The sequence below is a fragment of the Rhizobium sp. R711 genome (genome assembly GCF_002211365.1).
Classification (GTDB): Bacteria; Pseudomonadota; Alphaproteobacteria; order Rhizobiales; family Rhizobiaceae; genus Rhizobium.
In genome coordinates, this window is record NZ_LOKZ01000001.1 from 303,076 (window position 1) to 325,389 (window position 22,314).

At 58.5% G+C, this 22,314-nt stretch carries 25 protein-coding genes; 16 read left to right on the top strand and 9 right to left on the bottom strand.

The genetic code is table 11. The features are described from left to right. The first annotated feature begins 304 nt into the window (after positions 1-304). Positions 305-991 carry a GntR family transcriptional regulator gene (locus ATY80_RS01395; RefSeq protein WP_088690708.1) on the top strand — a complete coding sequence of 229 codons (687 nt, stop codon included), beginning with the start codon at positions 305-307 and terminating at the stop codon, positions 989-991. 42 nt (positions 992-1,033) lie between these two features. After that, positions 1,034-1,708 carry a GntR family transcriptional regulator gene (locus ATY80_RS01400; protein ID WP_088690709.1) on the top strand — a complete coding sequence of 225 codons (675 nt, stop codon included), beginning with the start codon at positions 1,034-1,036 and terminating at the stop codon, positions 1,706-1,708. 10 nt (positions 1,709-1,718) lie between these two features. Here the strand turns inward: ATY80_RS01400 and ATY80_RS01405 are convergent, their stop codons facing one another. Beyond that, positions 1,719-3,608 carry a sugar phosphate isomerase/epimerase and 4-hydroxyphenylpyruvate domain-containing protein gene (locus ATY80_RS01405; protein ID WP_088690710.1) on the bottom strand — a complete coding sequence of 630 codons (1,890 nt, stop codon included), beginning with the start codon at positions 3,606-3,608 and terminating at the stop codon, positions 1,719-1,721. A 242-nt stretch (positions 3,609-3,850) separates the two neighbouring features. Here ATY80_RS01405 and ATY80_RS01410 point away from each other — a divergent pair, with 242 nt between their 5' ends. The 7 genes from ATY80_RS01410 (at position 3,851) to ATY80_RS01440 (ending at position 9,285) form a co-directional block, all read left to right on the top strand. After that, on the top strand, positions 3,851-4,681 hold the full coding sequence (locus ATY80_RS01410) for a transporter substrate-binding domain-containing protein (protein ID WP_088690711.1): 831 nt from the start codon (positions 3,851-3,853) through the stop codon (positions 4,679-4,681). A 105-nt stretch (positions 4,682-4,786) separates the two neighbouring features. Next, complete coding sequence (locus tag ATY80_RS01415; RefSeq protein WP_088690712.1) at positions 4,787-5,230, top strand: type II 3-dehydroquinate dehydratase; 444 nt, start codon at positions 4,787-4,789, stop codon at positions 5,228-5,230. Positions 5,231-5,241: 11 nt separating this feature from the next. Next, positions 5,242-5,910 carry an amino acid ABC transporter permease gene (locus ATY80_RS01420; RefSeq protein ID WP_088690713.1) on the top strand — a complete coding sequence of 223 codons (669 nt, stop codon included), beginning with the start codon at positions 5,242-5,244 and terminating at the stop codon, positions 5,908-5,910. 9 nt (positions 5,911-5,919) lie between these two features. Further along, entirely contained in the window at positions 5,920-6,561 is a 642-nt protein-coding gene (locus tag ATY80_RS01425; RefSeq protein WP_088690714.1) for an amino acid ABC transporter permease, read from the top strand. A gap of 31 nt (positions 6,562-6,592) precedes the next feature. Beyond that, positions 6,593-7,357 (top strand): amino acid ABC transporter ATP-binding protein, encoded by a 765-nt coding sequence (locus ATY80_RS01430; protein WP_088690715.1) that lies wholly within the window; start codon positions 6,593-6,595, stop codon positions 7,355-7,357. 34 nt (positions 7,358-7,391) lie between these two features. Continuing rightward, positions 7,392-8,450, top strand: coding sequence for a Gfo/Idh/MocA family oxidoreductase (locus tag ATY80_RS01435; protein ID WP_088691453.1), 1,059 nt, complete (start codon positions 7,392-7,394; stop codon positions 8,448-8,450). Position 8,451: 1 nt separating this feature from the next. Beyond that, the gene (locus ATY80_RS01440) at positions 8,452-9,285 is read left to right on the top strand and encodes a ThiF family adenylyltransferase (protein ID WP_088690716.1); all 834 of its coding nucleotides are present in this window, start codon (positions 8,452-8,454) and stop codon (positions 9,283-9,285) included. On the opposite strand, the gene ATY80_RS01445 is transcribed toward ATY80_RS01440, so the two are convergent. Next, positions 9,262-9,603, bottom strand: coding sequence for a DUF6665 family protein (locus ATY80_RS01445; RefSeq protein ID WP_088690717.1), 342 nt, complete (start codon positions 9,601-9,603; stop codon positions 9,262-9,264). The two genes, ATY80_RS01440 and ATY80_RS01445, sit on opposite strands and share 24 nt — an antisense overlap. 358 nt (positions 9,604-9,961) lie before the next feature. On the opposite strand from ATY80_RS01445, the gene ATY80_RS29330 reads away from it, so the two are divergent. Next, entirely contained in the window at positions 9,962-10,315 is a 354-nt protein-coding gene (locus ATY80_RS29330) for an iron chelate uptake ABC transporter family permease subunit (protein ID WP_245306731.1), read from the top strand. Positions 10,316-10,717: 402 nt separating this feature from the next. Here ATY80_RS29330 and ATY80_RS01455 read toward each other — a convergent pair whose 3' ends face one another. The 3 genes from ATY80_RS01455 to ATY80_RS01465 form a co-directional block, all read right to left on the bottom strand. Continuing rightward, a complete protein-coding gene (locus tag ATY80_RS01455) occupies positions 10,718-11,002 on the bottom strand; it encodes a DUF1236 domain-containing protein (RefSeq protein ID WP_088691454.1) in 285 nt (94 codons plus the stop codon). A 79-nt stretch (positions 11,003-11,081) separates the two neighbouring features. Then, positions 11,082-12,392, bottom strand: coding sequence for a hemolysin family protein (locus tag ATY80_RS01460; RefSeq protein ID WP_088690718.1), 1,311 nt, complete (start codon positions 12,390-12,392; stop codon positions 11,082-11,084). Positions 12,393-12,607: 215 nt separating this feature from the next. Further along, positions 12,608-13,186, bottom strand: a complete 579-nt coding sequence (locus ATY80_RS01465; protein ID WP_088690719.1) for a DedA family protein — start codon at positions 13,184-13,186, stop codon at positions 12,608-12,610. Between the two features lie 279 nt (positions 13,187-13,465). Between ATY80_RS01465 and ATY80_RS01470 the strand changes: the two genes are divergently transcribed. Further along, positions 13,466-14,245, top strand: coding sequence for a pyrroline-5-carboxylate reductase (locus tag ATY80_RS01470; RefSeq protein ID WP_189637061.1), 780 nt, complete (start codon positions 13,466-13,468; stop codon positions 14,243-14,245). Here ATY80_RS01470 and ATY80_RS01475 read toward each other — a convergent pair. Continuing rightward, on the bottom strand, positions 14,242-14,790 hold the full coding sequence (locus ATY80_RS01475) for a cupin domain-containing protein (protein ID WP_088690721.1): 549 nt from the start codon (positions 14,788-14,790) through the stop codon (positions 14,242-14,244). The genes ATY80_RS01470 and ATY80_RS01475 overlap by 4 nt on opposite strands. Positions 14,791-14,931: 141 nt before the next feature. On the opposite strand from ATY80_RS01475, the gene ATY80_RS01480 reads away from it, so the two are divergent. The 3 genes from ATY80_RS01480 to ATY80_RS01490 all read left to right on the top strand — a co-directional run bounded on the left by ATY80_RS01480 (position 14,932) and on the right by ATY80_RS01490 (position 19,032). Further along, a complete protein-coding gene (locus tag ATY80_RS01480) occupies positions 14,932-16,266 on the top strand; it encodes an aspartate aminotransferase family protein (protein WP_088690722.1) in 1,335 nt (444 codons plus the stop codon). Positions 16,267-16,433: 167 nt separating this feature from the next. Further along, entirely contained in the window at positions 16,434-17,111 is a 678-nt protein-coding gene (locus ATY80_RS01485; RefSeq protein WP_088691455.1) for a dimethylsulfonioproprionate lyase family protein, read from the top strand. Positions 17,112-17,229: 118 nt separating this feature from the next. After that, positions 17,230-19,032 carry a PAS domain-containing sensor histidine kinase gene (locus ATY80_RS01490; RefSeq protein WP_088690723.1) on the top strand — a complete coding sequence of 601 codons (1,803 nt, stop codon included), beginning with the start codon at positions 17,230-17,232 and terminating at the stop codon, positions 19,030-19,032. A gap of 25 nt (positions 19,033-19,057) precedes the next feature. Here the strand turns inward: ATY80_RS01490 and ATY80_RS01495 are convergent, their stop codons facing one another. After that, entirely contained in the window at positions 19,058-19,342 is a 285-nt protein-coding gene (locus tag ATY80_RS01495) for an acylphosphatase (RefSeq protein ID WP_088691456.1), read from the bottom strand. A gap of 202 nt (positions 19,343-19,544) precedes the next feature. Here ATY80_RS01495 and ATY80_RS01500 point away from each other — a divergent pair, with 202 nt between their 5' ends. Both ATY80_RS01500 and ATY80_RS01505 read left to right on the top strand, forming a co-directional pair. Continuing rightward, positions 19,545-19,838, top strand: a complete 294-nt coding sequence (locus ATY80_RS01500; protein ID WP_088690724.1) for a hypothetical protein — start codon at positions 19,545-19,547, stop codon at positions 19,836-19,838. 98 nt (positions 19,839-19,936) lie between these two features. Then, positions 19,937-20,608, top strand: coding sequence for a hypothetical protein (locus ATY80_RS01505; RefSeq protein ID WP_088690725.1), 672 nt, complete (start codon positions 19,937-19,939; stop codon positions 20,606-20,608). Between the two features lies 1 nt (position 20,609). Here ATY80_RS01505 and ATY80_RS01510 read toward each other — a convergent pair whose 3' ends face one another. Together ATY80_RS01510 and ATY80_RS01515 are read right to left on the bottom strand one after the other, a co-directional pair. Beyond that, a complete protein-coding gene (locus tag ATY80_RS01510) occupies positions 20,610-21,404 on the bottom strand; it encodes an aldolase/citrate lyase family protein (RefSeq protein WP_088690726.1) in 795 nt (264 codons plus the stop codon). Between the two features lie 18 nt (positions 21,405-21,422). Continuing rightward, complete coding sequence (locus tag ATY80_RS01515; protein ID WP_088690727.1) at positions 21,423-22,286, bottom strand: TIM barrel protein; 864 nt, start codon at positions 22,284-22,286, stop codon at positions 21,423-21,425. Between the last annotated feature and the right edge of the window lie 28 nt (positions 22,287-22,314).

Genomic DNA, 22,314 nt, shown 5'->3' on the forward strand with positions numbered 1-22,314 from the left:
CCGGAATCCTCCAGTTACGACGCGTGGACCTCCTTTTAACGAAGATCGGCCTTTCGAAGCGGCGTTCACTCGAACAGCCAAAACGGGTACCCCGATCAACCGCTTCGGGCGGGCAACCGAAAGCGATCGCTCCCTTTCTTCCGCAAGCTTTCGATCAAGATCGTGACGCCGGTCTAGGATCCGGGCGATAAAATCGGCGGCGGCTAATTGCCGAGAGGAGCCCACGCGCGCAAATTTACACTCATTGAATTCAACCCAGTTATTCAGATATATAGGACGAAAGGCAAAATATCGGAGACAAAGCGTGCGCCAGGACGTTGTTGAAGAAACTGTCGCTGAGAGCGGCTATCGGCAAATACGCGCGGACATCATATTCGGACGCCTGGCGCCCGGCCAGAAGCTCAAGCTGGAGAATTTGAAAGGCGCCTACGAGACCAGCGTCAGCACCCTTCGAGAGATTCTGAACCGTTTGACGTCCGAAGGGCTTGTCGTTGCCGAGGGGCAGCGGGGCTTTGAGGTTGCACGAGTGTCGGTCGACGATCTGAGAGAGATCGCAGCTCTGCGCCTGCTTCTCGAAGAGCACGCCCTCGAACAGTCCTTTGAACAGGGCGACGTGGAGTGGGAGGCAAGGCTGGTGTCGGCGCATTACAAACTTGCGCGCATGGAAGAGGTGATGGCGTCGGGCGACACGAGCAAGGCGGAAGACTGGAAGCGTTATGACTGGGAGTTTCATCAGGCGCTGATTTCGGCCTGCGGATCGCGACTGCTGATGGAGACGCACTCGGCCGTTTTCGATAAATATCTGCGATATCAAATGGTTGCGTTATCCTATCGCGGCGGCGTTGCCGAACAGGAACACAGGCAGCTCTTGGAAGCCGCGTTAAAACGTGACAGCACGACCGCAAAGGAGGTCCTCGAGCGTCACATACAAGGCGGTGTCGAGCATGCCCTTCAAAAAGGCCTGCTTTCGGCCGTTTTGCCACAAGCGTGATAGGTGTCGCCCTCGTGGCGCTTCTTTGAAGCAGAGGATCTCATGCTCAAAACTGCCGGTGAACCTTCTGAAACTGTAAGCGACCTCGTCTTTCGGCAGGTCCGCCAGGACATCATTTCCGGGGCTTTGGCACCGGGTGCGAAAATCAAGCTTGAGCAGGCCAAGGAGCGCTATTCCATCAGCGTATCGTCGCTGCGCGAAATACTCAGTCGCCTGACCACGGAGAACCTGGTGCTGGCGGAAGGCCAGCGCGGCTTTGAAGTCAGCCCCGCGTCGCGCAAGGAACTCAAGGAACTCGCCGATCTGCGGACCATACTCGAAACCCATGCGATCGGCCTGTCATTTTCGGCCGGGGATCTCGAATGGGAGGGGCGCATCGTCGCAGCCCATCATAAGCTGGCGGCGGCAGAAAGAAAGCTGCTTGCGGGCGATACGTCGCGCACGATCGCCTGGGTTCGCTATGATTGGGAATTTCATCAGGCGATCGTATCGGCCTGCAATTCCGCCGCGCTGATGGCTGCGCTGTCTTCCGTGTTCGACAGGTTTTTACGCTATCACATGCTGGCCCAAAGCTTTCGCGGCCAGGCCGTGGTCGACGACCACAAGCGACTGTTCGAACTCGCCCTGAAGCGTGATGTCGAGGGAGCGCGAGCCGTCATTTGTCGCCATATCGAAAGTGGCGTGGCCCACGTTCTGAAGAGCGGTCGCATCGACTGAGAAAAGCTGATCAGACGGCATCCTTCGGCACGCCTTCCGGCCGCATCTGCCTCTTGAGTGCGGCAATGCGGAAAATCGCGTTCGGCGCGCCGTAGCCCCGATAGCCGCGTCGTTCGACGATCTCGAAAAAGAAGCCCTCCCCATGGGTGCCGCTGTAGAGCTGGAAATATTCGCCATGCTCGTCGCGGTCGTAAAGGATATTTTCTGCCTTCAATCGCTCGGTCAGATCCGGGTCCAGGCCAAAGCGGGCCTCGACATCATCATAGTAGTTCTGCGAGATATGGAGCGGTTTGAAGCCTTGCTTTCGAAGGATCTTCGAGGTGGCGAAAATGTCGTTCGTGGAAAAGGCCAGGTGCTGGATGCCCGAACCGAATGTCTCGGCGATAAAGTGACCGGCGAGCGTGCGGCGGTTTTCGGCGCCGTTCATCGTCAGGCGCAGCGTGCCGGTCTCATTCTCAATAGCCTGACTGCGCACAACGCCGCTCGGATCGATGATATCGACCATAGGCGTCTTCCTGGTCTCGAAGATCGAGGTGTAGAAGAGCAGCCAGGTCAGCATTTCGTCATAGGCGACCGTCTGGGCGATGTGATCAAATCGCAGCAATCCGGCGCCGGCGCTATCGCTGTCGTCAGCCACACCCTCGAAATCGATCTCCGAGAAACGGCCAAGCGGGCTCTTGTCGTCGATGAGGTAAATCAGCCCCCCGCCGACCCCTCGGATGGCCGGGAATTGCAGTTCGCCATCGGCAACCGGCTGCCGAAACGGCTCGGCGTCGAGCGCGAGCGCCCGGCGATAGGCTTCATTGGCATCGTCAACGACGAGCGCGAGCGCGTAGGCTGATGTGCCGTGAACGGCATATGCGGCACCGGCAAAGCCTGCCGTGTCGACATTGACGAGGATACGGATCTCACCTTGCTTAAAGAGAGAGACGTTTTTCGATCGATGAACGGCCGCCTTGCGAAAGCCAAGGGCCTTGAGCAGGGCGACCAGTTCCGCGGCCTCGTCCTCGTCCGTGGCGAATTCAACGAAGCCGACGCCCTTGACGACAGCACGACTGGGCATCGGCACGCCGATCGCCGTCTCGACGTTGCTTCGGACCTGATCTGCCAGATAGATCAGCGAGCGATGGCCATCCGCGGCGATTGCGCGTGTCGAACCACCGCGGAACTGATCGTTGAAGATCTCCAGCGAGAAGTAGCCGTCATACCCGGTCGAGGCCACGGCTGCGGCAAACTCAGTCACCGGCAGATCACCCTCGCCCGGCATGTTGCGAAAATGGCGGCTCCAGTAAAGCAGATCCATATCGATCAGCGGCGCATCGGCCAACTGAACGATAAAGATCTTCTCCTTTGGAATCGAGCGTATCGAGTTGATGTCGATCTTGCGCGCGAGCGAATGGAAGCTGTCGAGAATGAGCCCGACACTCGGATGATCGGCACGCCGCACGATCTCCCAGGCATCACGATGATCATTGACATAACGCCCCCAGGCAAGTGCCTCATAACCCACCTTGAGGCCACGCCTGGCAGCTCTTTCTCCCAGTTCGTGAAAGTCGGCGGCCGCGCGATCGATGCCGCCAAGGGCGGCCTGCGAGACGTTCGAGCAGACGAGCACCATATCGGTCCCAAGCTCCTGCATGACGTCGAACTTGCGCTCGGCCCGGTCGAAGGTGCGGCTTCGAAGCGCGTCCGGCATGCCTTCGAAATCGCGGAATGGCTGAAAAAGCGTTATCGCCAGCCCCAGATCGCTCGCCATCTTGCCGACGTCGGCAGGGCTTCCGTCAAAGGCCAGGAAGTCGTTCTCGAAAATCTCGACGCCCTCGAAGCCCGCCTGCGCAATGGCGTCAAGCTTGTCGGGCAGTTCACCGCTAAGCGTTACCGTCGCAATCGAGGTCTTCATAATCCAAAACCCTTTCTATCGACGCCGGGAGAGCGCCGCCACCGGCCTATCTGGGGCCAGCGCTCAATAATGGCATTATGCCGAATGTCGTGAGCATTTCAAATCAATTGGTCAAATCAAAAGTCTCATATGATTTTAAAAAACTCTGTTGATTTGTAGCAATTCCTCTGGCAAAAGTTGGGCATGCAGTCGGGAGAGGATGACTGCCGGGTCCGCGCGACCACCAAAAGGAGGAGGAATCAATGTTCAAATCGATGCTGACGCGCAGAAATGCGATGCTTTGTGTCGCTGGCCTCGTAGCTGCTGTCGGGCTCGCAAATCCGGCTGCCGCCATCACGCCCGAAGAAATCAAAGCCAGAGGAAAGCTCATCGTTGGTATCCAGGGCGACAACCCGCCATGGGGCTTTGTGACGAGCGGCGGCAAGCAGGATGGCCTCGATGCCGATATTGCGACACTTTACGCCAAGGAACTCGGTGTTTCGGTCGAGTTTGTGCCGCTCGAAGTCAACAACCGTATTCCGGCTTTGACCACGGGTCGCGTCGACGTTCTGTTCGCGACGATGGCCATGCTGCCGGAACGCGCCAAAGCCGTTCAGTTCTCCAAGCCCTATGTAGCCAACGCCATCGTGCTGATTGCGCCGAAGTCGATGTCGGTCAAAACGAATGAGGACATGGCCAATCTCTCGATTGGGGTCGCGAAGGGTGCAGCGCAAGATACGCAGGTCACCAAGAACGCGCCACAAAGCGCTACGATCCGCCGCTTCGACGGTGATGCGCCGAGCGTCCAGGCGCTAGTGTCGGGCCAGGTGCAGGCGCTTGGCGGCAACATCTTCTACATGGATCGCGTCGAAAAGGCCCGCCCCGGCGAATTCGAAAACAAGCTGGAGTTCCAGAAGCTCTACAACGGCGCTTGCACACGGCTAGGCGAGAAGGAAATCAACGCTTCGATCAACGCCTTCATCGACAAGATCAAGGCAGATGGCGAACTCAAGAAGATCTATGACAAGTGGATGAAGGTACCGGTTCCGGAATTCCCCGAAAGCCTCGAGGGCATTCCGTTCACCGCCAACTGAGCTGCTAATGCCTTTGCAAGACAGCAAACTGGCGGGCGCTACGATGCTCGCCAGCGATATCGCGATGCCCAAAACACGGGCTTTGCGCGATTTAGGAGCGCGATCATGAACAAGACAATATTTGTGCTCAACGGACCAAACTTGAACCTTCTTGGTGAGCGGGAGCCTGCCGTCTACGGCACGACGACGCTGGCCGACATCAGGGAAAAGTGCCTTGCCAAGGCAAATGAGCTGGGATTCGACGTCGACTTTCGTCAGACAAATTTCGAGGGTGAACTGGTGGAGGGCGTGCACCAGGCACGCAAAGCGGCCTGCGGCATCATCATCAATCCCGCCGGCTATAGCTTCACGTCGATCGCGCTTCTCGACGCGCTGAAAACGTTCGATCCGCCGAAGATCGAGTTGCATATTTCCAACGTGCATGCCCGTGAGAGCATCTATCACAAGTCCCTCATCTCTCGCGTCGCAACGGCGATCATGATTGGCTTTGGCGCAGCTGGGTATGAATTGGCGATCCAGGCTATGGCCGGCATGGTCGCACGCGCCTAAAGGAGAGGTGATTGACCTACACGCTGGATTTTACACCTGTCATCGATGGTCTGCCGAACCTGCTCTTTGGCTGTCTCGGCACTTTGCTGCTGGCGATCTGCGGAATGCTTTTGGCAATCGTCATCGGCATCGGCGGGGTCGCGCTGCGAGATTCTCGCTACAAGGCGCTGCGCTGGCTGGTGATCGGCTTTGTCGAGCTCATCCGCAACACCCCATTCCTGGTTCAGATCTTCTTTTTGTATTTCGCCCTCCCGCTCGCCGGCATCCGGCTGGATCCGACGCCGACAGCGATCATTGCGCTTGGGATCAACGGCGGCGCCTACGCCATCGAGATTATCCGCGGCGGCGTCCAGTCGATCTCCAAAGGTCAGATGGAGGCGGGGCTTGCGCTCGGGCTGCACAAGGCTCAGGTTTTCCGCCTGATCATCCTCAAGCCAGCCCTCAGAGCGATCTATCCCTCACTGACCAGTCAGTTCGTGCTGCTGACGCTGTCGACCAGCATCGCTTCGGCAATCTCCGCTTATGAGCTTACCTCGGTTTCGCAGCGCATCGAGTCCGAAAGCTTCCGCAGCTTCGAAGTCTATTTCACGGTGACGGTTTTCTATCTCGTCATTTCCTGGCTGATGATGCGCCTCTTCGCGTTGTTTTCGGCACGTTATTTCACCTATCCGGTCAAATAGGAGCCAATCATGGGCAGCGAAGAATTCGTTTTCCTTCTGATCGGTCTGAAATGGACCGTCGTCTTGTCGGCAGTTGGCTTTGTCTGCGGATGCATTGCCGGGCTTTTTGTCGCGCTCACGCGCATCTCGGAGATTCCGTTGCTGGAGCGGGTAATGGCCGGCTATATCGCGGTGTTCCAGGGAACGCCGCTGCTGATGCAGCTCTTCGTGGTCTACTACGGACTTGCCCTGATCGGCTTCAGGCTTGACGCCTGGGTCGCCGTTGCCATCGGCTTGACGCTGCATGCCAGCGCCTATCTGGGCGAGATCTGGCGGGGCTCGATCGAAGCTGTCCCGCGTGGCCAGACGGAAGCGGCAAGGGCACTCAGCCTCAAATATGTCTCGCGCATGAAGGACGTCATCCTTCCACAGGCCCTTCGCATCTCGCTGCCGGCAACCATCGGCTTCCTGGTACAGTTGATCAAGGGAACGTCGCTCGCCTCCATCGTCGGCTTCACCGAACTCACCCGCGCCGGCAACATCATTTCCAACCAGATCTTCGAGCCGCTGACGGTGTTCGGGATCGTCGGCGCCCTGTATTTCCTGATGTGCTGCCCGCTGACGATCTTTGGCGCCCGCCTGGAACGGAAGTTTTCCGCCGCATTGCGGTGATTTCCCGCGCCGATCACAAAAGAGACGGACCATGAACAATCCTCAGCCCGCATCGACCGCCGAAACCATGATCACGATGAGCCATGTCGAGAAGTGGTATGGGGCCTTTCAGGCTCTACACGATATCAACCTGTCGGTTCTAAAGGGCGAGAGGATTGTGCTGTGCGGTCCGTCCGGCAGCGGAAAATCGACGCTGATCCGCTGCATCAACCATCTGGAGAGCTATCAGAAGGGGGAGATCCGCGTTGGCGGCATCTTGCTTGGAAACCAGGCCAAGGCGATCGACGCGATCCGCCGCGACGTCGGCATGGTCTTTCAGCAGTTCAATCTCTTTCCGCACCTGACCGTTCTGCAGAACTGCATGCTGGCGCCGATGCGCGCGCTTGGCATGGCAAAGGCGCAAGCCCGGGAGCGTGCACGCTCACTGCTTGGGCGGGTAAAGATTCTCGAACAGGCGGACAAATATCCGCTGCAGCTCTCCGGCGGCCAGCAACAGCGCGTCGCGATCGCGCGGGCGCTCTGCATGCGACCGAAAATCATGCTCTTCGACGAGCCGACCTCCGCCCTCGATCCGGAGATGGTCAAGGAAGTGCTCGATACCATGATCAGCCTTGCCGACGAAGGCATGACGATGGTCTGCGTGACCCATGAAATGGGATTTGCCCGGCAAGTCGCAAACCGCGTCATCTTCATGGCGAGCGGCGCGATCGTCGAAGAGGCGCCTCCCGGGGAATTCTTCACCAGTCCCCGCCATGAGCGCACACGTAAATTCCTCGGCGAAATCCTGCACAACTAGGGATGCGGAGCAATTCATGTCAGCACCGTCGAAGATGGCTTTCTTGAAAATCGCGGTGATGGGCGCCGGGCTCATCGGCCGGCGCCATATTGAAAGCGTCCTTGCCGAGCCGCGTGCCAGCTTGTCGGCCGTGATCGATCCCTCCAGCGCAGCGCGGGACTTTGCAAAAAGCAAGGAAGCCCCTTGGTTTGCCACCCTTGCCGAAGCAACAGCAGCTCAACGCCTGGACGGGGTCATCGTTGCCACGCCGAACCAACTTCATGTCGCCCATGCCCTCGAGGCCATCGCGGCAGGAATTCCGGTCCTAGTCGAGAAGCCGATTGCCGACAATGGTGACGCTGCTGCCGCCCTTGTTAGCGCCGGTGCAAATGCTGGCATACCGATCCTGATTGGCCACCATCGCCGTCACAATCCCATGATTCGGGAGGCAAAGCGCGTTCTCGAAAGCGGACGGCTCGGCAAGATCCTGACGGTCCAGGCAACATTCTGGGTCGCCAAGCCAGACGGCTATTTCGATGTCGACTGGCGCCGACAGGAAGGAGCGGGGCCGATCTTCGTCAACTTGATCCATGATGTTGATCTTTTTCGCTTTTTCTTCGGCGAGGTGGAAGCTGTCCATGCGATGGAGTCAAATTCGGTCCGCCGCCATCCGGTCGAGGACACAGCCGTCGTCCTGCTGCGCTTCAAAAGCGGTGTGCTCGCAACCTTGAATGCATCCGATGCCGCCCCCTCCCCCTGGAGTTGGGAGATGACGAGCGGGGAGAACCCGGCGTTTCCGCAACGGGATCAGTTCTGTTACCAGATCGGCGGGACAGCCGGATCGCTGGCCATTCCCGAGCTCACGTTTTGGACCAACATTTCGAAGCCAGATTGGCTTCAACCGCTTGTCAAAGAAGACGTGCCATTTACTCCGGGCGATCCACTGACAATACAGTTCCAACATTTTTGCGATGTCATCCGCCGCGAGGCTGAGCCTCTTGTCAGCGGCAAGGAAGGGCTTGCCGCCCTGCGCATCATTGAGGCGATCAAGGCATCGGCGCGGTCGGGCAAGACGATCCACCTGGACAAAACCCAGGCTCGACGAGGTCACTGACATGATAACTGGAACCACGCGCCTCATTGCTCATCTCGGCTATCCGACAGAGTCTTTCAAAGCTCCGCTGATCTACAACCCATATTTCGAGAAAAGCGGCATCGACGCCGTCGTCGTGCCAATGGGTTGCAAGGCTGAAGACTATCCGTCGTTCCTCCGGCTCGTCTTCAGACTTTCAAATATTCATGGTGCGCTTGTCACGATGCCTCACAAGATGACGACCATGGGACTGATCGACGAGGTGTCCACGAACGCCAAGGTTGCTGGCTCGTGCAATGCGGTCAGGCTCGGGCCGGACGGACATCTGATGGGCGACATGTTCGACGGCGAAGGGTTTGTGCGCGGCCTCTTGCGCAAGGGGCGGACGATTACAGGTACGCAGGTCTTGATCGTCGGCGCCGGCGGTGTCGGGTCGGCGATCGCCGCCTCACTGGCAGGTGCTGGTGTGCGGCGAATGACGCTTTGCGATGACAACACAGCCACGCTCAACGGGCTTAGAAGCCGCCTGGCGATCCATTATCCACAAACTGAAGTGACGGCCGGTTCGAACGATCCAGCCGGTTTCGATATCGTCGTCAATGCGACGCCTCTTGGGATGCGGAAAGAGGACCCATTGCCACTGGACGTCTCCCGCCTCTCTGCATCCACGTTCGTGGGGGAGGTCGTCATGAAGGAAGAGATCACGCCACTGCTTGCGGCTGCGCGCGCGCGCGGTTGCCCGTTCCAGGTTGGCACGGATATGTTGTTTGAGCAGATTCCTGCCTATCTGGAGTTCTTCGGCTTCCCAACGACAACGGCAGATGACCTGCGATCAATCGCACGGCTTCAACGATGACGACTTGCGCACGGCGCCGAGCCTTGCAAGGACCTCGCCGGGAATCTGGTAGCGCTTGATAACATCCTTGTCGTTGTGGAGCCCGCAAATCTCGCGCTGGATAAACAGTGCCCAAACGGCTTCAGAGGCTTCGTCGAGCAGGGTTTGTCGGTCATGCCTCCGGTCTCCCGGCGACCATGCCGCAAGCCTGGCAAGCGCCGCTTCGGCTTTCCTGCCCTGACGGCCCAACGCATCCGCTCTGGCTGAGGAAAGCTCATAGTCAAGTGAATTCAAGGCACTCGACTGGCCGGAGATTGATCGTGGCGGCCTCAGACTCACAACTGCCTCCTTTCTTGAAATTTCGGTTCATTCTGATCAGGTCTCGACGTTGCAGGTTTGACGCGTCCGCCAGCGCGCTCGGTTGGCTCTTGTTTCGTCAGCGTGACCTCGCTGCTCTTTCCAGAACGCCATGTCGCCATTGACAGTTGCCGCCGTCGGAAGAAGCGTCCCGGGGCAGATCGATCTTATCCGTTTCATCGCGGTCATGCTCCGACCACCAAGTCTAGCGCCGCGGCGCTCTTGAGGAAAGGATTGATCCTGGCCGAGGTTCGTGAACACAGGCGCGCAGGTTTCAGAAGCCACTACAATTCGGATCCTCGCCGAAGCGAATGGCTCTCGACATCGCTCAGAGCGCGCCATGCAGCGCTCGCTTGCTGAACAGAGCAACCCTTGTCATCGCAAATCGGGCATTGCATGGCGCGCCGGTCTGTCAGCGCAGACGCTCCTACTTGCAGGCGTCGCTACCAGTGCTTTTTGCTTTGCAGTGATCGGCATGGTGCTGGCTCAGGGGGACATGCGCAACTACATTTTGCTGACCTGGATATCGGGCTCCGCCAATCGCGCCGGGTCCCTTGAAGCCTGCACGGCGATCCTTGCCTTGATCGTTCTGAAAGCGCCGCGCTACCTGATGACGCGCTGGTTCGCGATCCTGACGCTTGGTATGGGTTTACGCTTGGCACTGGTTTGGCGCGCAGTCTCGGACTTGGCGTGAGATCGACAGGCTTCCGCTTGCCGCGATCGCAGCGTTGATCACGGGGAGCTCTTCCGACCTCATTGGACCGCTAAGCCTCACCGGCTTGATCAGCACCCCACCTGTCGAAACAGGTCGGCTTTCTCCGGGGGGGGGCGATAGCCTGACGGCGGCCATGCTCATCGGCGCAAGCCTACTCGTCCCGGTCGACTGGGTGTGTCCCGCGTGATTATCTATCCCTATCAAGTGCCGATGGGCCTGTTCGCCGCCCTGATCGGAGACCCGTATCTTCTTCTGGCTTCTTGGTAGACGGGAAACGCACGCGCCTAGACGCGGCTGCATCGAGCTGGATTACATTCCGTAACGCCAACTCGATGCATCCGAGTGTAAGCATAGGATCATCTATCGTCACAAACCGATTGATTATCTGACGATTTCGATTACGCGATGCGTATGCGGGTCTACGATCACACGTTGCTTGTTGATCACGGTATAACCGTATGCGTCATTGCTGGGGATGGTGTGTATTTCGATCGAAGACGGTAGTTCCGTTCCGACAACGACGTCACCATCATAGGTCGCCGGTGGGACGTCCTGTTCAGTGACGTAGGTCCTCACCTCGCCAGGCACGGTCACCACCGCAGTCTGGGCCACAGCCGTACCGGTTACGAATAGTGCTGCTACCGCAGCTATTGTCAGAGCTTTCATGTCTGCCTCCATAAGTGAAAGGGGAACTCCCCTTCCCGGTGAAGGTTCCCTCACGAATAGGAGCGCTGATTGACCGACTTCATTGAAATGTACGGCTCGAACCCTCGTCGGGGGGCATTTCTGCGGTCAAGAGAAGCTTGTCGATCCTGCGTCCATCAAGGTCGACAACCTCGAACCGCCAACCGTTCATGACGAAACTCTCGCCGACATCAGGCAGATGCTTCATCTCTTCCAGCACCAGTCCCGCGACCGTCTGATAGTCCCGATCGTCGTCAACCTGAAAGCTCATGAAATCCGCAAATTCATCGATTGGTGTCCAGCCCGATACCAGGTAGCTGCCGTCGTGACGTCGCACGATCGCCTTTTCTCCAATCGAGTCCTCCTGAACTGCGCCAAGGATTGCCTCCAGGATGTCGCCGGAAGTGATGACGCCTTCGAAGTGGCCGTATTCATCATAGACCAGCACCATATGGCAGCGTGAGCGACGAATGGCTTGGATTACGTCAAGAGCGCCTGACAGGTCAGATACGATCGGCACTTCCTGCACAATTGTTGTGATGTCGACATGGCCGGACGAGGCAAGCGCGTCATAGAAATCCTTCGCCAGAAGCACGCCGATAATCTCGTCTGAGCTGTTCTTGCGCACCGGCAAACGTGCCTGCACGGTCCGGCGCAGTTGATCCCTGATCTCGTTGAAACCGTCCTCGACATCGATCACCTCTACATCCCGACGCGGCGTCATTAAGGCCCTGGCATTTCTGTCTGCCAAGCGCATGACACCTGAAATCATCGCGGATTCTTCCGTCTCGATGACGCCGGCGCTGTGGGCCTCCGCAAGCACGGACTTGATCTCTTCATCGGTCACGACGTCACCGGACTTGCCCGACTGACCAAGAAGACGAAGTATGGTGCGGCCGGAAATGTCCAGCAACAAGACGAGTGGGGCGGCCATGCGCGACAGGAACATCATCGCCGGAGCGACCTTGCTTGCGACCGTTTCGGGGGCGCGAAGCGCGATCTGCTTTGGCACCAGTTCGCCGACGATCAATGACAGGTATGTGATGGCGACGACGACCGAGCCGACCCCGAGCGCATCGGCTGCGGCAGGTGACAAGCCGTGTGTGCCGAGCCAACCTGCCAGTCGCGCGCCGAGCGTTGCACCTGAGAATGCACCCGACAGCACGCCAACGAGGGTAATGCCTATCTGCACCGTCGATAAAAACCGCCCTGGCTCTTCAGCCAGTCGCATTGCCATGGCAGCACCGCGACTTCCCTGATCGGCCAGGACTTTGAGACGAGCCGGCCGTGCGGAAACGACCGCAAGCTCGGACATGGCGAGAACGCCATTCAAGATGGTGAGAATAGCAACGATTGAAATTTCGAGAAGCAAAAATTCGAACCCTGTTGTGTCGAAACTAAGCGAAACATAGGCATTCTCCCGCAGAACACCAGCGCCAAGCGATCGCGGTCACCGTTTCTTTTACTTCCTTGAAGATTGGCTGTGCAGGAGATCGGATCGCTTCAAAAACGCCAGCGCGCACTTCGTGGGCTTTGGGATCAACGCCTTTCCGGCGGCGTAACCACACGATGATCGTCCCGCTCTCCTTAAGTGCCCGGGCGAGCCAAGCGCTTTGCCATTACCCGTCGCAAAGCATATGCACTGAGCGGAACAAGGATTGCAACGCAGGCCAGCGCGATCAACACATGCAGGTGAAGCTGTAGCCGTCCAAGCAGGACCTCGACGGCCTCTCCGGCGAAAAACCCGATCGCGGTTATCAGGGCGCCCCAAATCAGCGCCGCAATGGCATTGAGTATGACGAATCTTAGCGCCGAGACATTGGAGACACCGATCGCAACAGGGCTGATCGTTCGGATGCCATAGATGAAGCGAAAGGCGAGAATGAAGCTTGTCGGATAGACTTCGAGGAACTGCGTCACCCTCGCAATTGGTTCCGATCCAAGCAGCCGCTGAACATAAAACCAGTTCGTGGCGTAGCGACCGGCCAGAAAAAAGGACTGATCTGCGGCAAACGATCCAAGGCTTGCAGCCAGCGCGACCTGCCAATATGGAATGAGTTGCCGATGGGCAAAAACCCCACCCAAAAACGCGGCCGTTTCGCCTTCCACCGCAGCTCCGAGAAAAACCGCAAGCAGGCCATATTCACCAATCAGTCTTTCCAGCAAATGTCTGACCTCCGGTGGCGAACACTTCGCAACCTGCCCTGAAATGTGTGCCGGGGGCAAGCGTAACGAGCACACTATCGATAACTCGGTCCCGGCCAAGTTGTTTCGATTATGCTAGACGCCAGTGCCAACGACACGCTCGCAACGACCTGGAATGCGTTGGCTCATGCACCTTTGACGGTGAGATTGCCTTGCAGCCCATATTGCGCAGCGCTATCGCGAATGTGGAGAACAAGCGCAAATTCGGCTGCGTTCAAATGCTTGGTGAGGAGAAACCGCGTGCCTGTAGACAAAATCGGCTTCATCGGAACTGGAACCATCACAGACGCCATGGTCAGAGGCCTGCTAAGCAAGCCTGCCGCGGTCTCACGGGCAACGATTTCGCCCCGTAACGCCGAGATTGCGCAGCGGCTGGCTGATGACTTTGCGGAGGTTGCAATTGCATCCGACAACCAGGCCGTCATCGACGCGAGCGAGATGATTGTCCTGGCCGTGCGCCCACAGATTGCAAAGGAGGTTGTGAGCGGACTGACGTTCAAAGAGGGGCAATCCGTTCTCAGTGTCATTGCCGCAATTAACCGCCGCACGCTGCTTGAATGGATCGCGGCAGATGTTCATCTCGTCCAGGCAATACCACTGCCTTTCGTTAAGGATCGTGAAGGAGTGACCGCCATATTTCCGCCGGACGCCGACGTTTCGGCACTCTTTTCGCTTCTTGGCACGGCTGTCGAATGCGAGACCAGAAAGGAGTACGACCTTTTGGCTGCGGCGAGTTCATTGATGTCCACCGTCCTCAAAATCATGGACGTCTCGGCGGCGTGGCTGGAGGAGCAAGGGCTCGCCAAAGGCAAGGGACGCGACTACATCGCACCACTTTTTGCGAGTCTTTCGCAGACGGCGTTGCGTTCCAACACGATTCCGCTCGAAGCGCTCAGCGGCCAGTTTGCGACAACAGGCGGCCTGAACGAACAGGTTATGGCCGACTTTCATGAAAACGGCGGGCCAGATGCCCTGACCCTGGCGCTAGACCGGGTCCTGACAAGGATAAAGGGCGCCTAAAAGGTCGGCGGCGTGCAGGCACTGATGACCTCGCAGGCAACAGGTCCAACGCAGCGGAAGCGATGCGGCCTTCGGCTTTCGAAGTAATAGGCATCTCCCGGTCCAAGGATCCGCCGCTCGTCGTCGACAGTCACCTCGAGTCGCCCGGAAAGGACAATTCCTCCCTCTTCTCCTTCGTGCACGAGCGGAACCTTGCCGGTGTCGGAGCCCGGCTGATAGCATTCCTTCAGGATCTGCAAGCTCCGGCCGAACAGGCTGTCTCCAACCTGGCGGTAGGAGATTGCCCCTTTGCCGATCTCGACGAGCTCCTCGGCCGCATAGAATGCCTTTCTTGGCCGTTCCGGTTCGAAGGCGAAGAATTCCGCCAGACCGATGGGAATGCCGTCGAGGATACGCTTCAGTGCCCCGACGGAGGGATTGGAAGAATTCGACTCGATCAGCGAGATCGTCGAGTTCGTGACGCCGGCGCGCTTGGCCAGTTCTCGTTGCGAGAGATTATGCGTCATCCGGAGATGACGAAGGCGGTTGCCGATATCGACGGACATAGCGCGTTTCACCTGTTGCAAATACTAAACATATTCCGCTCAGGTTTCTAAATTTCAAGTGCTTACGGGCAATCAGAAAAGGACTTGTTCCCTGACGGAAATCACTGAACATGTCGCCATGAAAAAACGGAGACGACAGTGGTGGACCAGATCAGCATTTCCAACCGGCCTTCCCTCGATAATTTCTGGATGCCGTTTACGGCAAACCGCCAGTTCAAGGCCACCCCTCGGCTCCTGGCCTCGGCTGAAGGCATGTATTACACCGACATCGACGGCAACAAGGTACTGGACGGTACGGCTGGCCTTTGGTGCGTCAATGCCGGCCATGGCCGCAAACGCATCGCGGACGCCGTTGCCCGCCAATTACAGGCGTTGGACTTTGCTCCAACATTTCAGATGGGCCATCCGGTCGCCTTCGACTTCGCCGAAAAGCTCGCAAAGATCGCGCCAGGCGGACCTTCCGCAAAACTTGATCGTGTGTTCTTCACCGGCTCCGGTTCGGAATCGGTCGATACAGCCTTAAAGATTGCGATCGCCTATCAGCGCGCCATTGGTCAGGGCACGCGTACACGCATCATCGGCCGCGAGAAGGGCTATCACGGCGTCGGCTTCGGCGGCATCTCTGTCGGCGGGCTTGTCAACAACCGTCGCGTGTTTCCGCAGATTCCCGCAGACCATATGCGCCATACCCTCGACATCGAGAAAAACGGCTTCTCGCAGGGGCTGCCTCAGCATGGCGTCGAGCTCGCAGACGATCTGGAGCGCCTCGTCGGCTTGCACGGCGCCGAAACAATCGCCGCCGTCATCGTTGAGCCGATGTCCGGATCGGCAGGTGTCATCCTGCCGCCAAAAGGATATCTTGAGCGCCTGCGCGCGATCGCCGACAAGCATGGCATTGTCCTGATCTTTGACGAGGTCATCACCGGTTTTGGCCGGCTGGGCACGCCATTCGCCACCGACTATTTCGGCGTTATTCCCGATCTCGTCACCACAGCCAAGGGCCTGACGAATGGCGCGATTCCGATGGGAGCAGTCTTTGCGAGCCGAAGCATCTACGACGCATTGATGGCCGGGCCAGAAAACCAGATCGAGCTCTTCCACGGCTACACCTACTCCGGCCACCCGGTCGCTAGTGCCGCCGGCATTGCGACATTGGAAATCTATGAGGAGGAAGGCCTCTTGACGCGCGCCGCATCCCTGGCCGACAGATGGCAGGATGCTCTTCACTCCCTGAAGGGGCTACCGCATGTCGCCGATATTCGCAACCTCGGGCTCGTCGGCGCGATCGAGCTTGCGCCACGCGAGGGCGCACCAGGAACACGCGCCTATGACATCTTCGTGGACTGCTTCAGGAAAGGGCTGCTGATCCGGGTAACTGGCGATATTATCGCGCTTTCGCCGCCCCTGATCATTGAGACGGACGAAATCGACAGGGCCGTCGCCATTGTGGCGGATGCCCTGAAGCGCGCGGCTTAGCGGCCATGTTGCAAGCGTTTCTGTTTGGCGACCAACAGCCAGACAGAAACGACGGGATTTGGTCAACGAAGAGTTCCACCACCGCCGCAAAAGGTCCTCGAACAGTTTGCTTTTTGATCCCGCCGGGATAAGGATCCCTGCGTGTGATCAAGGAGTTTTCCATATCGATGTCGAAACCCCGGTTGAGACGGGAAGCAGATCTCCTTCTGCATCGTGGAACGAGGGCTGCCAGCAGCGATTATCGCGTGAGCCGCGCGCGCAGGCCTGCCGCCGTGCAGCGCCTGATCGGTGCGTTGGGCAACATCATGTTGTCCGATGCGGCTCCCTTGATGGAAAAATTCGTTGCCGGGAAGGTCTTTCACCAGCTGCAGGAGCCAGGTGCGATCGCGACAAAGCCCGCCACGCCCGTGCCATTGGGACCGCAGTTGCAGTTTGCACTGCGCAGTCTCGCCTCCAAAGGTGAGCCTTTCGCAGAAGTGGCTGCCGCCATCGGCGACGTTGCCAAGAGCCTGGAATGGGTTGCGAGCAAGACCGGCCCGTTTGCCAGCATCAACATAGAGCATACCCATGCGCATGCGGTAGTGGCGGGCATTTCAGGCATAGAGGAGCGGGACGACGTCGCTCTCGGCCTGACGATCATGGCGCCCTACAGTCGTTTCCCGGATCACATCCAGTATCGCTCTCGCGTTTTTCTGGCACTATCCGACTGCGAGTTTTCCTGTGACGACAAGGGATGGCAGCGCGCTTCCATAGGCTCCATTTTCTTCAATGAAGCGGGCCACACCGTGGCGATGCGGTGCACTGCGCGACCTCTTCTGGCCGCCTGGTGCCACGTTGAAAGATAGCCGATCGCCTCGCTGATTTGCCTATTGACGTTTGCGCGCCAAATCTTTGAATGGCAAAGGCCATTCTAGAGAGGACAAACTCCTGCGCGGCAGCGATAAAAATCCCGGATCTGGCGAGATGGCCGATCGCATTTATGGTGAAGGCTGGCAAGCAAGCGGCCTTGGTCCGCCGTCTTCATGGCCGCTCTGTCTGAAATCAGCCATCGACATCATGCTGCCGTCCCAAGCTCAGATCGTCATCTTCTGGGGCAAGGATTTCGTTGCCTTTTACAACGATGCCTATGCCACCACCATCGGGAGCAAGCATCCTCAGGCCCTCGGCCGCCCCGCGCGCGAAAATTGGAGCGAATTGTGGAGTGATTTGAAACCGCTCCTACGGCGTGTCCTCGATCATGGTGAAACGATGGTCGCAAAGGACCGACCGTTTTATATCGAGCGGCACGGCTATCCGGAGACCGTCTACTTCGATATTTCCTATTCGCCGATCAGGGACGAGGTCGGCAAGGTTCGCGGAGTGTTCTGCATCGTCTGCGAAACGACGGAGCGCGTGAAGTCCGAAACAGCACTGCGCGACAGCGAGGAGCGGTTTCGCGCAATCTTTTCGCAGTCGGCAGCGGGAATCGGTCAGTCGGATCTGGCGGGAAGATTCCTGCTCGTCAACAGACGTTTCTGCGAAATCAGCGGCTACTCGGAAGCCGAGCTCTTAAAGATGCGGGTACAGGACATCACGTTTCCCAAGGATCTCGACGACTACGCTCGTGCCTTCAGGACAATGCTTGACGCCGGACAGAGCTTTGAGATCGAAAAGCGCTACGTTCGCAAGGACGGTAGCTTGGTCTGGGTAGCAAATTCGGTCTCTCCGATGCGCGACACGAATGGCGACCTCCGCCAGGCTGCCGCCGTCGTCGTCGATATCACGGAACGCAAGCGTGCCCAGGAGGTTGAGCGTCGTCTTGCCGCGATCATCGCCTCGTCCGACGACGCCATTCTCAGTACGGATCTGAACATGAGGATTTCGAGCTGGAACAGCGGAGCCGAAAAGCTCTACGGCTATTCGGCCGAAGAAGCGATCGGCCACTCCGTGGTATTGCTCGTTCCCGATGACCGGATTGAAGAGGAGCCGGCAATCATCCGGCAGGTCAGCGCCGGTCTAAGAGTTGATCCCTTCGAGACCAAGCGGCGGCGCAAGGATGGTCGCCTGGTCGACGTGCTGCTCAGCGTTTCACCGATTTTCGACGCTTATGGCAGGATCGTCGGAGCCTCGAAAATAGCGCACGACATCAGCGCTCGAAAGGAGGCCGAACGGCTTCAAAGCGTTCTGGTCGGCGAACTCAATCATCGCGTGAAGAACGTGCTCGCAACCGTGATGGCGATCGCGCGACAGACGCTCGGGCGCGAGAAAGCCAACAGAGCAGGCGTAGACGCATTCGAGGCACGTCTCGCCCTGATGTCGAGAGCGCATGACCTTCTGACGCATGGCAATTGGGAGCAGGCAGAGCTGGAAACGGTCGTCAGACAAGCGCTGTCGCCTCACCAACAGGACAGATTTATGATCTCGGGGCCGAGCATTCAACTTGCGCCGCGCGCCGTTGTGTCAATTTCGCTGGCACTGCATGAACTGGCGACGAACGCCGCAAAGTATGGAGCGTTGTCGGTGCCGGAAGGCCGGGTTTCAATCGCATGGTCCTTAACGAGAGGTGAGCCTGTGAGGTTGGGACTGGAATGGCGCGAAACGGGGGGACCGAAGATTACCGAGCCCTCGCGCAAAGGTTTCGGTTCGCGCCTGATCGAAGACCTCCTGGCAGCCGAATTGAAAGGCGAGGTGAAGATCACCTATGATCAGACCGGCGTGATCTGCGTTGTCGACGCCCCCGTCGGCGCTGGATCGGATTATGATCGCTCGGTCTTGTCTCTGCCGTGATCTCCTTGGCGGCCCGCCGCCATGCCTATGCGGTGATTTGGAATCCCGCGGGTACGGTATTTAACGATGCCGCGTGCACCTCGACAGCAACGACAGAGGCGCCGGGTGGTCCTTGCCAGAACTCCTTCAACATCGCTGAAACAGCCGCATCCTGACCGGCGATGAGAGCGCTCACGGAGCCATCGTCTTCATTTCGAACCCAACCCGCCAGGCCGAGCGCTTCAGCCCTCGCCCGTGTCCAGACACGAAAGCTGACGCCCTGAACCCGCCCGGATATCCGCACCAGCATCGCCTTGGGATCGTCGTCCATGCGTGCCTCCTGTGCACCTGCCTTTCCAGCAATCTGGCGCATCCGGAAAGAATTCAAGCATGGCTTTCACGCCGCAGTAGGTCGCCCTGATCTGCATCGCTCCAAATTGCTGAATTTTTTATGCCCGCAAGGCACCGACCGCTGGACCGCAGCGAACGATGCGCTACATTGATAAGTGCTTCAACTTGAAGGGATCTCGATCATGCGCAGGCTTATCGCAGTGACTTCAGTGCTCCTCGTCAGTTTCGTCGGTTCAGCCTTTGCGCAAGCAAGTATGGGGATGGACAGCAGCGGCCGATTTGACGGTTCGCCGCCACTTGGGACCGCGCCCGACAGCGATGGAACCGGTGGTGGAGGGCTCTCTATCCCGATCGACTTTGGCGCCACCAGTTCGACTTCCCGTTCGATCCAATGGACAGGTTGCCCCGAGGACCAGCGCGCAGCAGCGCGCGGCCGGACCAACACGCTCACAAATCAGGCGTGCCGCAACAATTGAAGGAGACCGGCATGACGCACCCCGCGCCAGCGAATTGGCGGTTCGCGGGGTGTTTTGCCTGTGCTAGGGGGTACGTGTAACGAAAGGCACGGACAGACATGCTCCCCTGGATCCAACTCGATAGCGCCGCCATTCCTGGTGAAAATGGTGAATTGCGTCTCAAGCAGAGAGGCAATGAATTCTCGATCATGCTCGGCTCGAACGAGCTTATGAACAGCCGCCTGAGCGGCTCTGAGGAAGCGCTCGCAACGCTTTCGCAAGACAGGATCAAGGAACATACACGCCCCAGGATACTGATCGGCGGCCTCGGCATGGGCTTCACACTTCGCGCTGCCCTGTCCGTTTTGCCAGACGATGGCTTAATCATCGTTGCCGAACTGGTTCCAGCCGTTGTGCAATGGGCCCGCGGCCCGATGTCGCAAGTGTTCCAAGGCTGTCTCGACGATCCCCGCGTTGCCATCCATGAGGGCGACGTTGGCGAACTGGTAGGTCGAAGCAAGGCCCATTTCGACGCCATCTTGCTCGACGTGGACAATGGTCCCGACGGCCTTACCCGCTCCTCCAACGATCGTCTCTATGATTTCGCCGGCCTGCGCGCCGCGCGCAATGCGCTTCGACCCGGAGGCGTTCTCGCCGTCTGGTCATCTGGACCGGACGCATCCTTCACCCGGCGGCTTTGTGACTGCGGCTTTGCCGTCGAGGCTGTCAGTGTGCGCGCCAACGGCAAGCGCGGCGGCGCGCGTCATGTCATCTGGCTGGCCATCAAATAGATCAGCCTGCCTGAACTCGCCGTGCGGCGGCGATCGCACTGGCAGCACCGGACCGCAGCTGCTGTGTGTCGGCTCCGGCGATGACGAGATCAAAACCCATCTTCAACAGTTCGCCTGCCCGCTCACCATTGCTGCCAAAAACGCAGGCGAATTTGCTGTGCGCCCGGCAACGGGCTATCAGATGCTTGAGAACACCGTCAACCTCGGCCGTGTCAGGCGCCACTTTCGCGCCAGCCGACAGTGCGATCGACAGATCGGATGGGCCGACAAAGATGCCATCTATGCCATCTATCCGCATGATTTCGTCCGCACCTTCAAGGGCGGCACGGGTCTCGATCATGGCAATCGCCACCGTCTTTTCGTTGGCGTTCGCGAGATATTCTGCCGCGCAAAGCCCGGTATGATTCATCGCCAGTGTCGGGCCCCAGCTGCGCTCGCCGATTGGCGGATATTTTGTCGCTTTCGCGAAAGCCTCAGCGTCCGACACCGAGTTGATCATCGGCGCAATGATGCCCGACGCGCCTGCATCGAGAAGCCGCGATGCGGATGCGAAATCGCCGACCGGTATTCGGGCGAGCACGGCCTTGCCGGCGAGCCTGCCCTGACCGACGCCAATGGCGGCCGATCCGATATCCCAGACACCGTGCTGCATATCCAGCACGATGGCATCAAAAGCCTCTTGCGCCAAATGATTAACGAAAAGCGGATCGGCAATGCCGATCCACGCGGATATCAACCCGCCCTTTCCGCTTCGGATCCGCCCTGCGAGGTCGTCGATCGTCGTTGCGCCACTCATGCTATCTCCTTTTGTGGTTCAGCCAGCCGCGCGCTGCCTTTCTTGATGAAAGTCTTCGATGAATGACTTTTCAAGCAGGATGCCATCCCACTCCTCGGCAAAGAATGGCGAATCGTAAATCAAGGTAAAGGGTCCGCCGTAGCCTGCGGAGCGGCACGCTTCCAGGCATTTGCGATAGTCTTGCCTGTCGAGCCCCGATCCGGTGAAGTGGGCCTTGGCGTGGCAGAGTTCCGCACGACGCATGATGTCGCAAAGCCCTGCATATTTTTCTGGCGCAGCCCAATTGCCAAGATCGCCATTTAGACCAACTTTCCCTTCCAAAGTATCGAGCAGCCAGTTCGTCTGTTTGGGGAAAGCCAGAAGATCGAACCAATTTTCGGTGACGACACGAATGCCGCTATTGTCAGCCTGCTTCGCAAGCCAGCCAAGATGGTCCGCTGATCGCTCAAGGTTGTCTGCCGTGGGCGCCTGCTTGCCGGCAATCACCCGCATGTTCCTGGCGCCAAGCGCTTGGGCGATCGCAATCCAGCTGGCGATCCAGCGAATATCGCGCTCGCAGGTTTCTGGATGGCTTGGATCCCCATCTTCGACAAGCAGCGTCTGCAGCAGAATATCAGCCTCCTGGAGGGCGCCACGCATCTCAGCGAGATAGGCTGGTTGGAGGCTTGGCAGATGAAACGAGCATATCTCCAGCCGCCCGATGCCCCGCTTGGAAAGTTGTGCCGGTATCTCGGTCAGCAGGCAGCGCCCCGGTCCATATGGTTCCTTGGGCGCGGCACTCTTGTCCGGATCCGGGCTATAGGGATAGACAGCCCCTAGCAGCCGATGCAGCGACCACGTCGAAACAGCAAAACGCCCACCTTCCAAATCGCCTACAGTCATGTTCTCCTCCCCAGGCGCAAAAACGACC

Excerpts from the sequence above, each read along its gene's own strand:
- ATY80_RS01440 (WP_088690716.1), top strand. The coding sequence starts at position 8,452 with ATGATAACTGGAACCACGCGCCTCATTGCTCATCTCGGCTATCCGACA.
- ATY80_RS01500 (WP_088690724.1), top strand. The coding sequence starts at position 19,545 with ATGCGCAGGCTTATCGCAGTGACTTCAGTGCTCCTCGTCAGTTTCGTC.
- ATY80_RS29330 (WP_245306731.1), top strand. The coding sequence starts at position 9,962 with ATGCAGCGCTCGCTTGCTGAACAGAGCAACCCTTGTCATCGCAAATCG.
- ATY80_RS01435 (WP_088691453.1), top strand. The coding sequence starts at position 7,392 with ATGGCTTTCTTGAAAATCGCGGTGATGGGCGCCGGGCTCATCGGCCGG.
- ATY80_RS01415 (WP_088690712.1), top strand. The coding sequence starts at position 4,787 with ATGAACAAGACAATATTTGTGCTCAACGGACCAAACTTGAACCTTCTT.
- ATY80_RS01405 (WP_088690710.1), bottom strand. The coding sequence starts at position 3,608 with ATGAAGACCTCGATTGCGACGGTAACGCTTAGCGGTGAACTGCCCGAC.
- ATY80_RS01430 (WP_088690715.1), top strand. The coding sequence starts at position 6,593 with ATGAACAATCCTCAGCCCGCATCGACCGCCGAAACCATGATCACGATG.
- ATY80_RS01510 (WP_088690726.1), bottom strand. The coding sequence starts at position 21,404 with ATGAGTGGCGCAACGACGATCGACGACCTCGCAGGGCGGATCCGAAGC.
- ATY80_RS01505 (WP_088690725.1), top strand. The coding sequence starts at position 19,937 with ATGCTCCCCTGGATCCAACTCGATAGCGCCGCCATTCCTGGTGAAAAT.
- ATY80_RS01455 (WP_088691454.1), bottom strand. The coding sequence starts at position 11,002 with ATGAAAGCTCTGACAATAGCTGCGGTAGCAGCACTATTCGTAACCGGT.
- ATY80_RS01490 (WP_088690723.1), top strand. The coding sequence starts at position 17,230 with ATGGCCGATCGCATTTATGGTGAAGGCTGGCAAGCAAGCGGCCTTGGT.
- ATY80_RS01495 (WP_088691456.1), bottom strand. The coding sequence starts at position 19,342 with ATGGACGACGATCCCAAGGCGATGCTGGTGCGGATATCCGGGCGGGTT.
- ATY80_RS01485 (WP_088691455.1), top strand. The coding sequence starts at position 16,434 with ATGTCGAAACCCCGGTTGAGACGGGAAGCAGATCTCCTTCTGCATCGT.
- ATY80_RS01425 (WP_088690714.1), top strand. The coding sequence starts at position 5,920 with ATGGGCAGCGAAGAATTCGTTTTCCTTCTGATCGGTCTGAAATGGACC.
- ATY80_RS01515 (WP_088690727.1), bottom strand. The coding sequence starts at position 22,286 with ATGACTGTAGGCGATTTGGAAGGTGGGCGTTTTGCTGTTTCGACGTGG.
- ATY80_RS01475 (WP_088690721.1), bottom strand. The coding sequence starts at position 14,790 with ATGTCCGTCGATATCGGCAACCGCCTTCGTCATCTCCGGATGACGCAT.
- ATY80_RS01410 (WP_088690711.1), top strand. The coding sequence starts at position 3,851 with ATGTTCAAATCGATGCTGACGCGCAGAAATGCGATGCTTTGTGTCGCT.
- ATY80_RS01400 (WP_088690709.1), top strand. The coding sequence starts at position 1,034 with ATGCTCAAAACTGCCGGTGAACCTTCTGAAACTGTAAGCGACCTCGTC.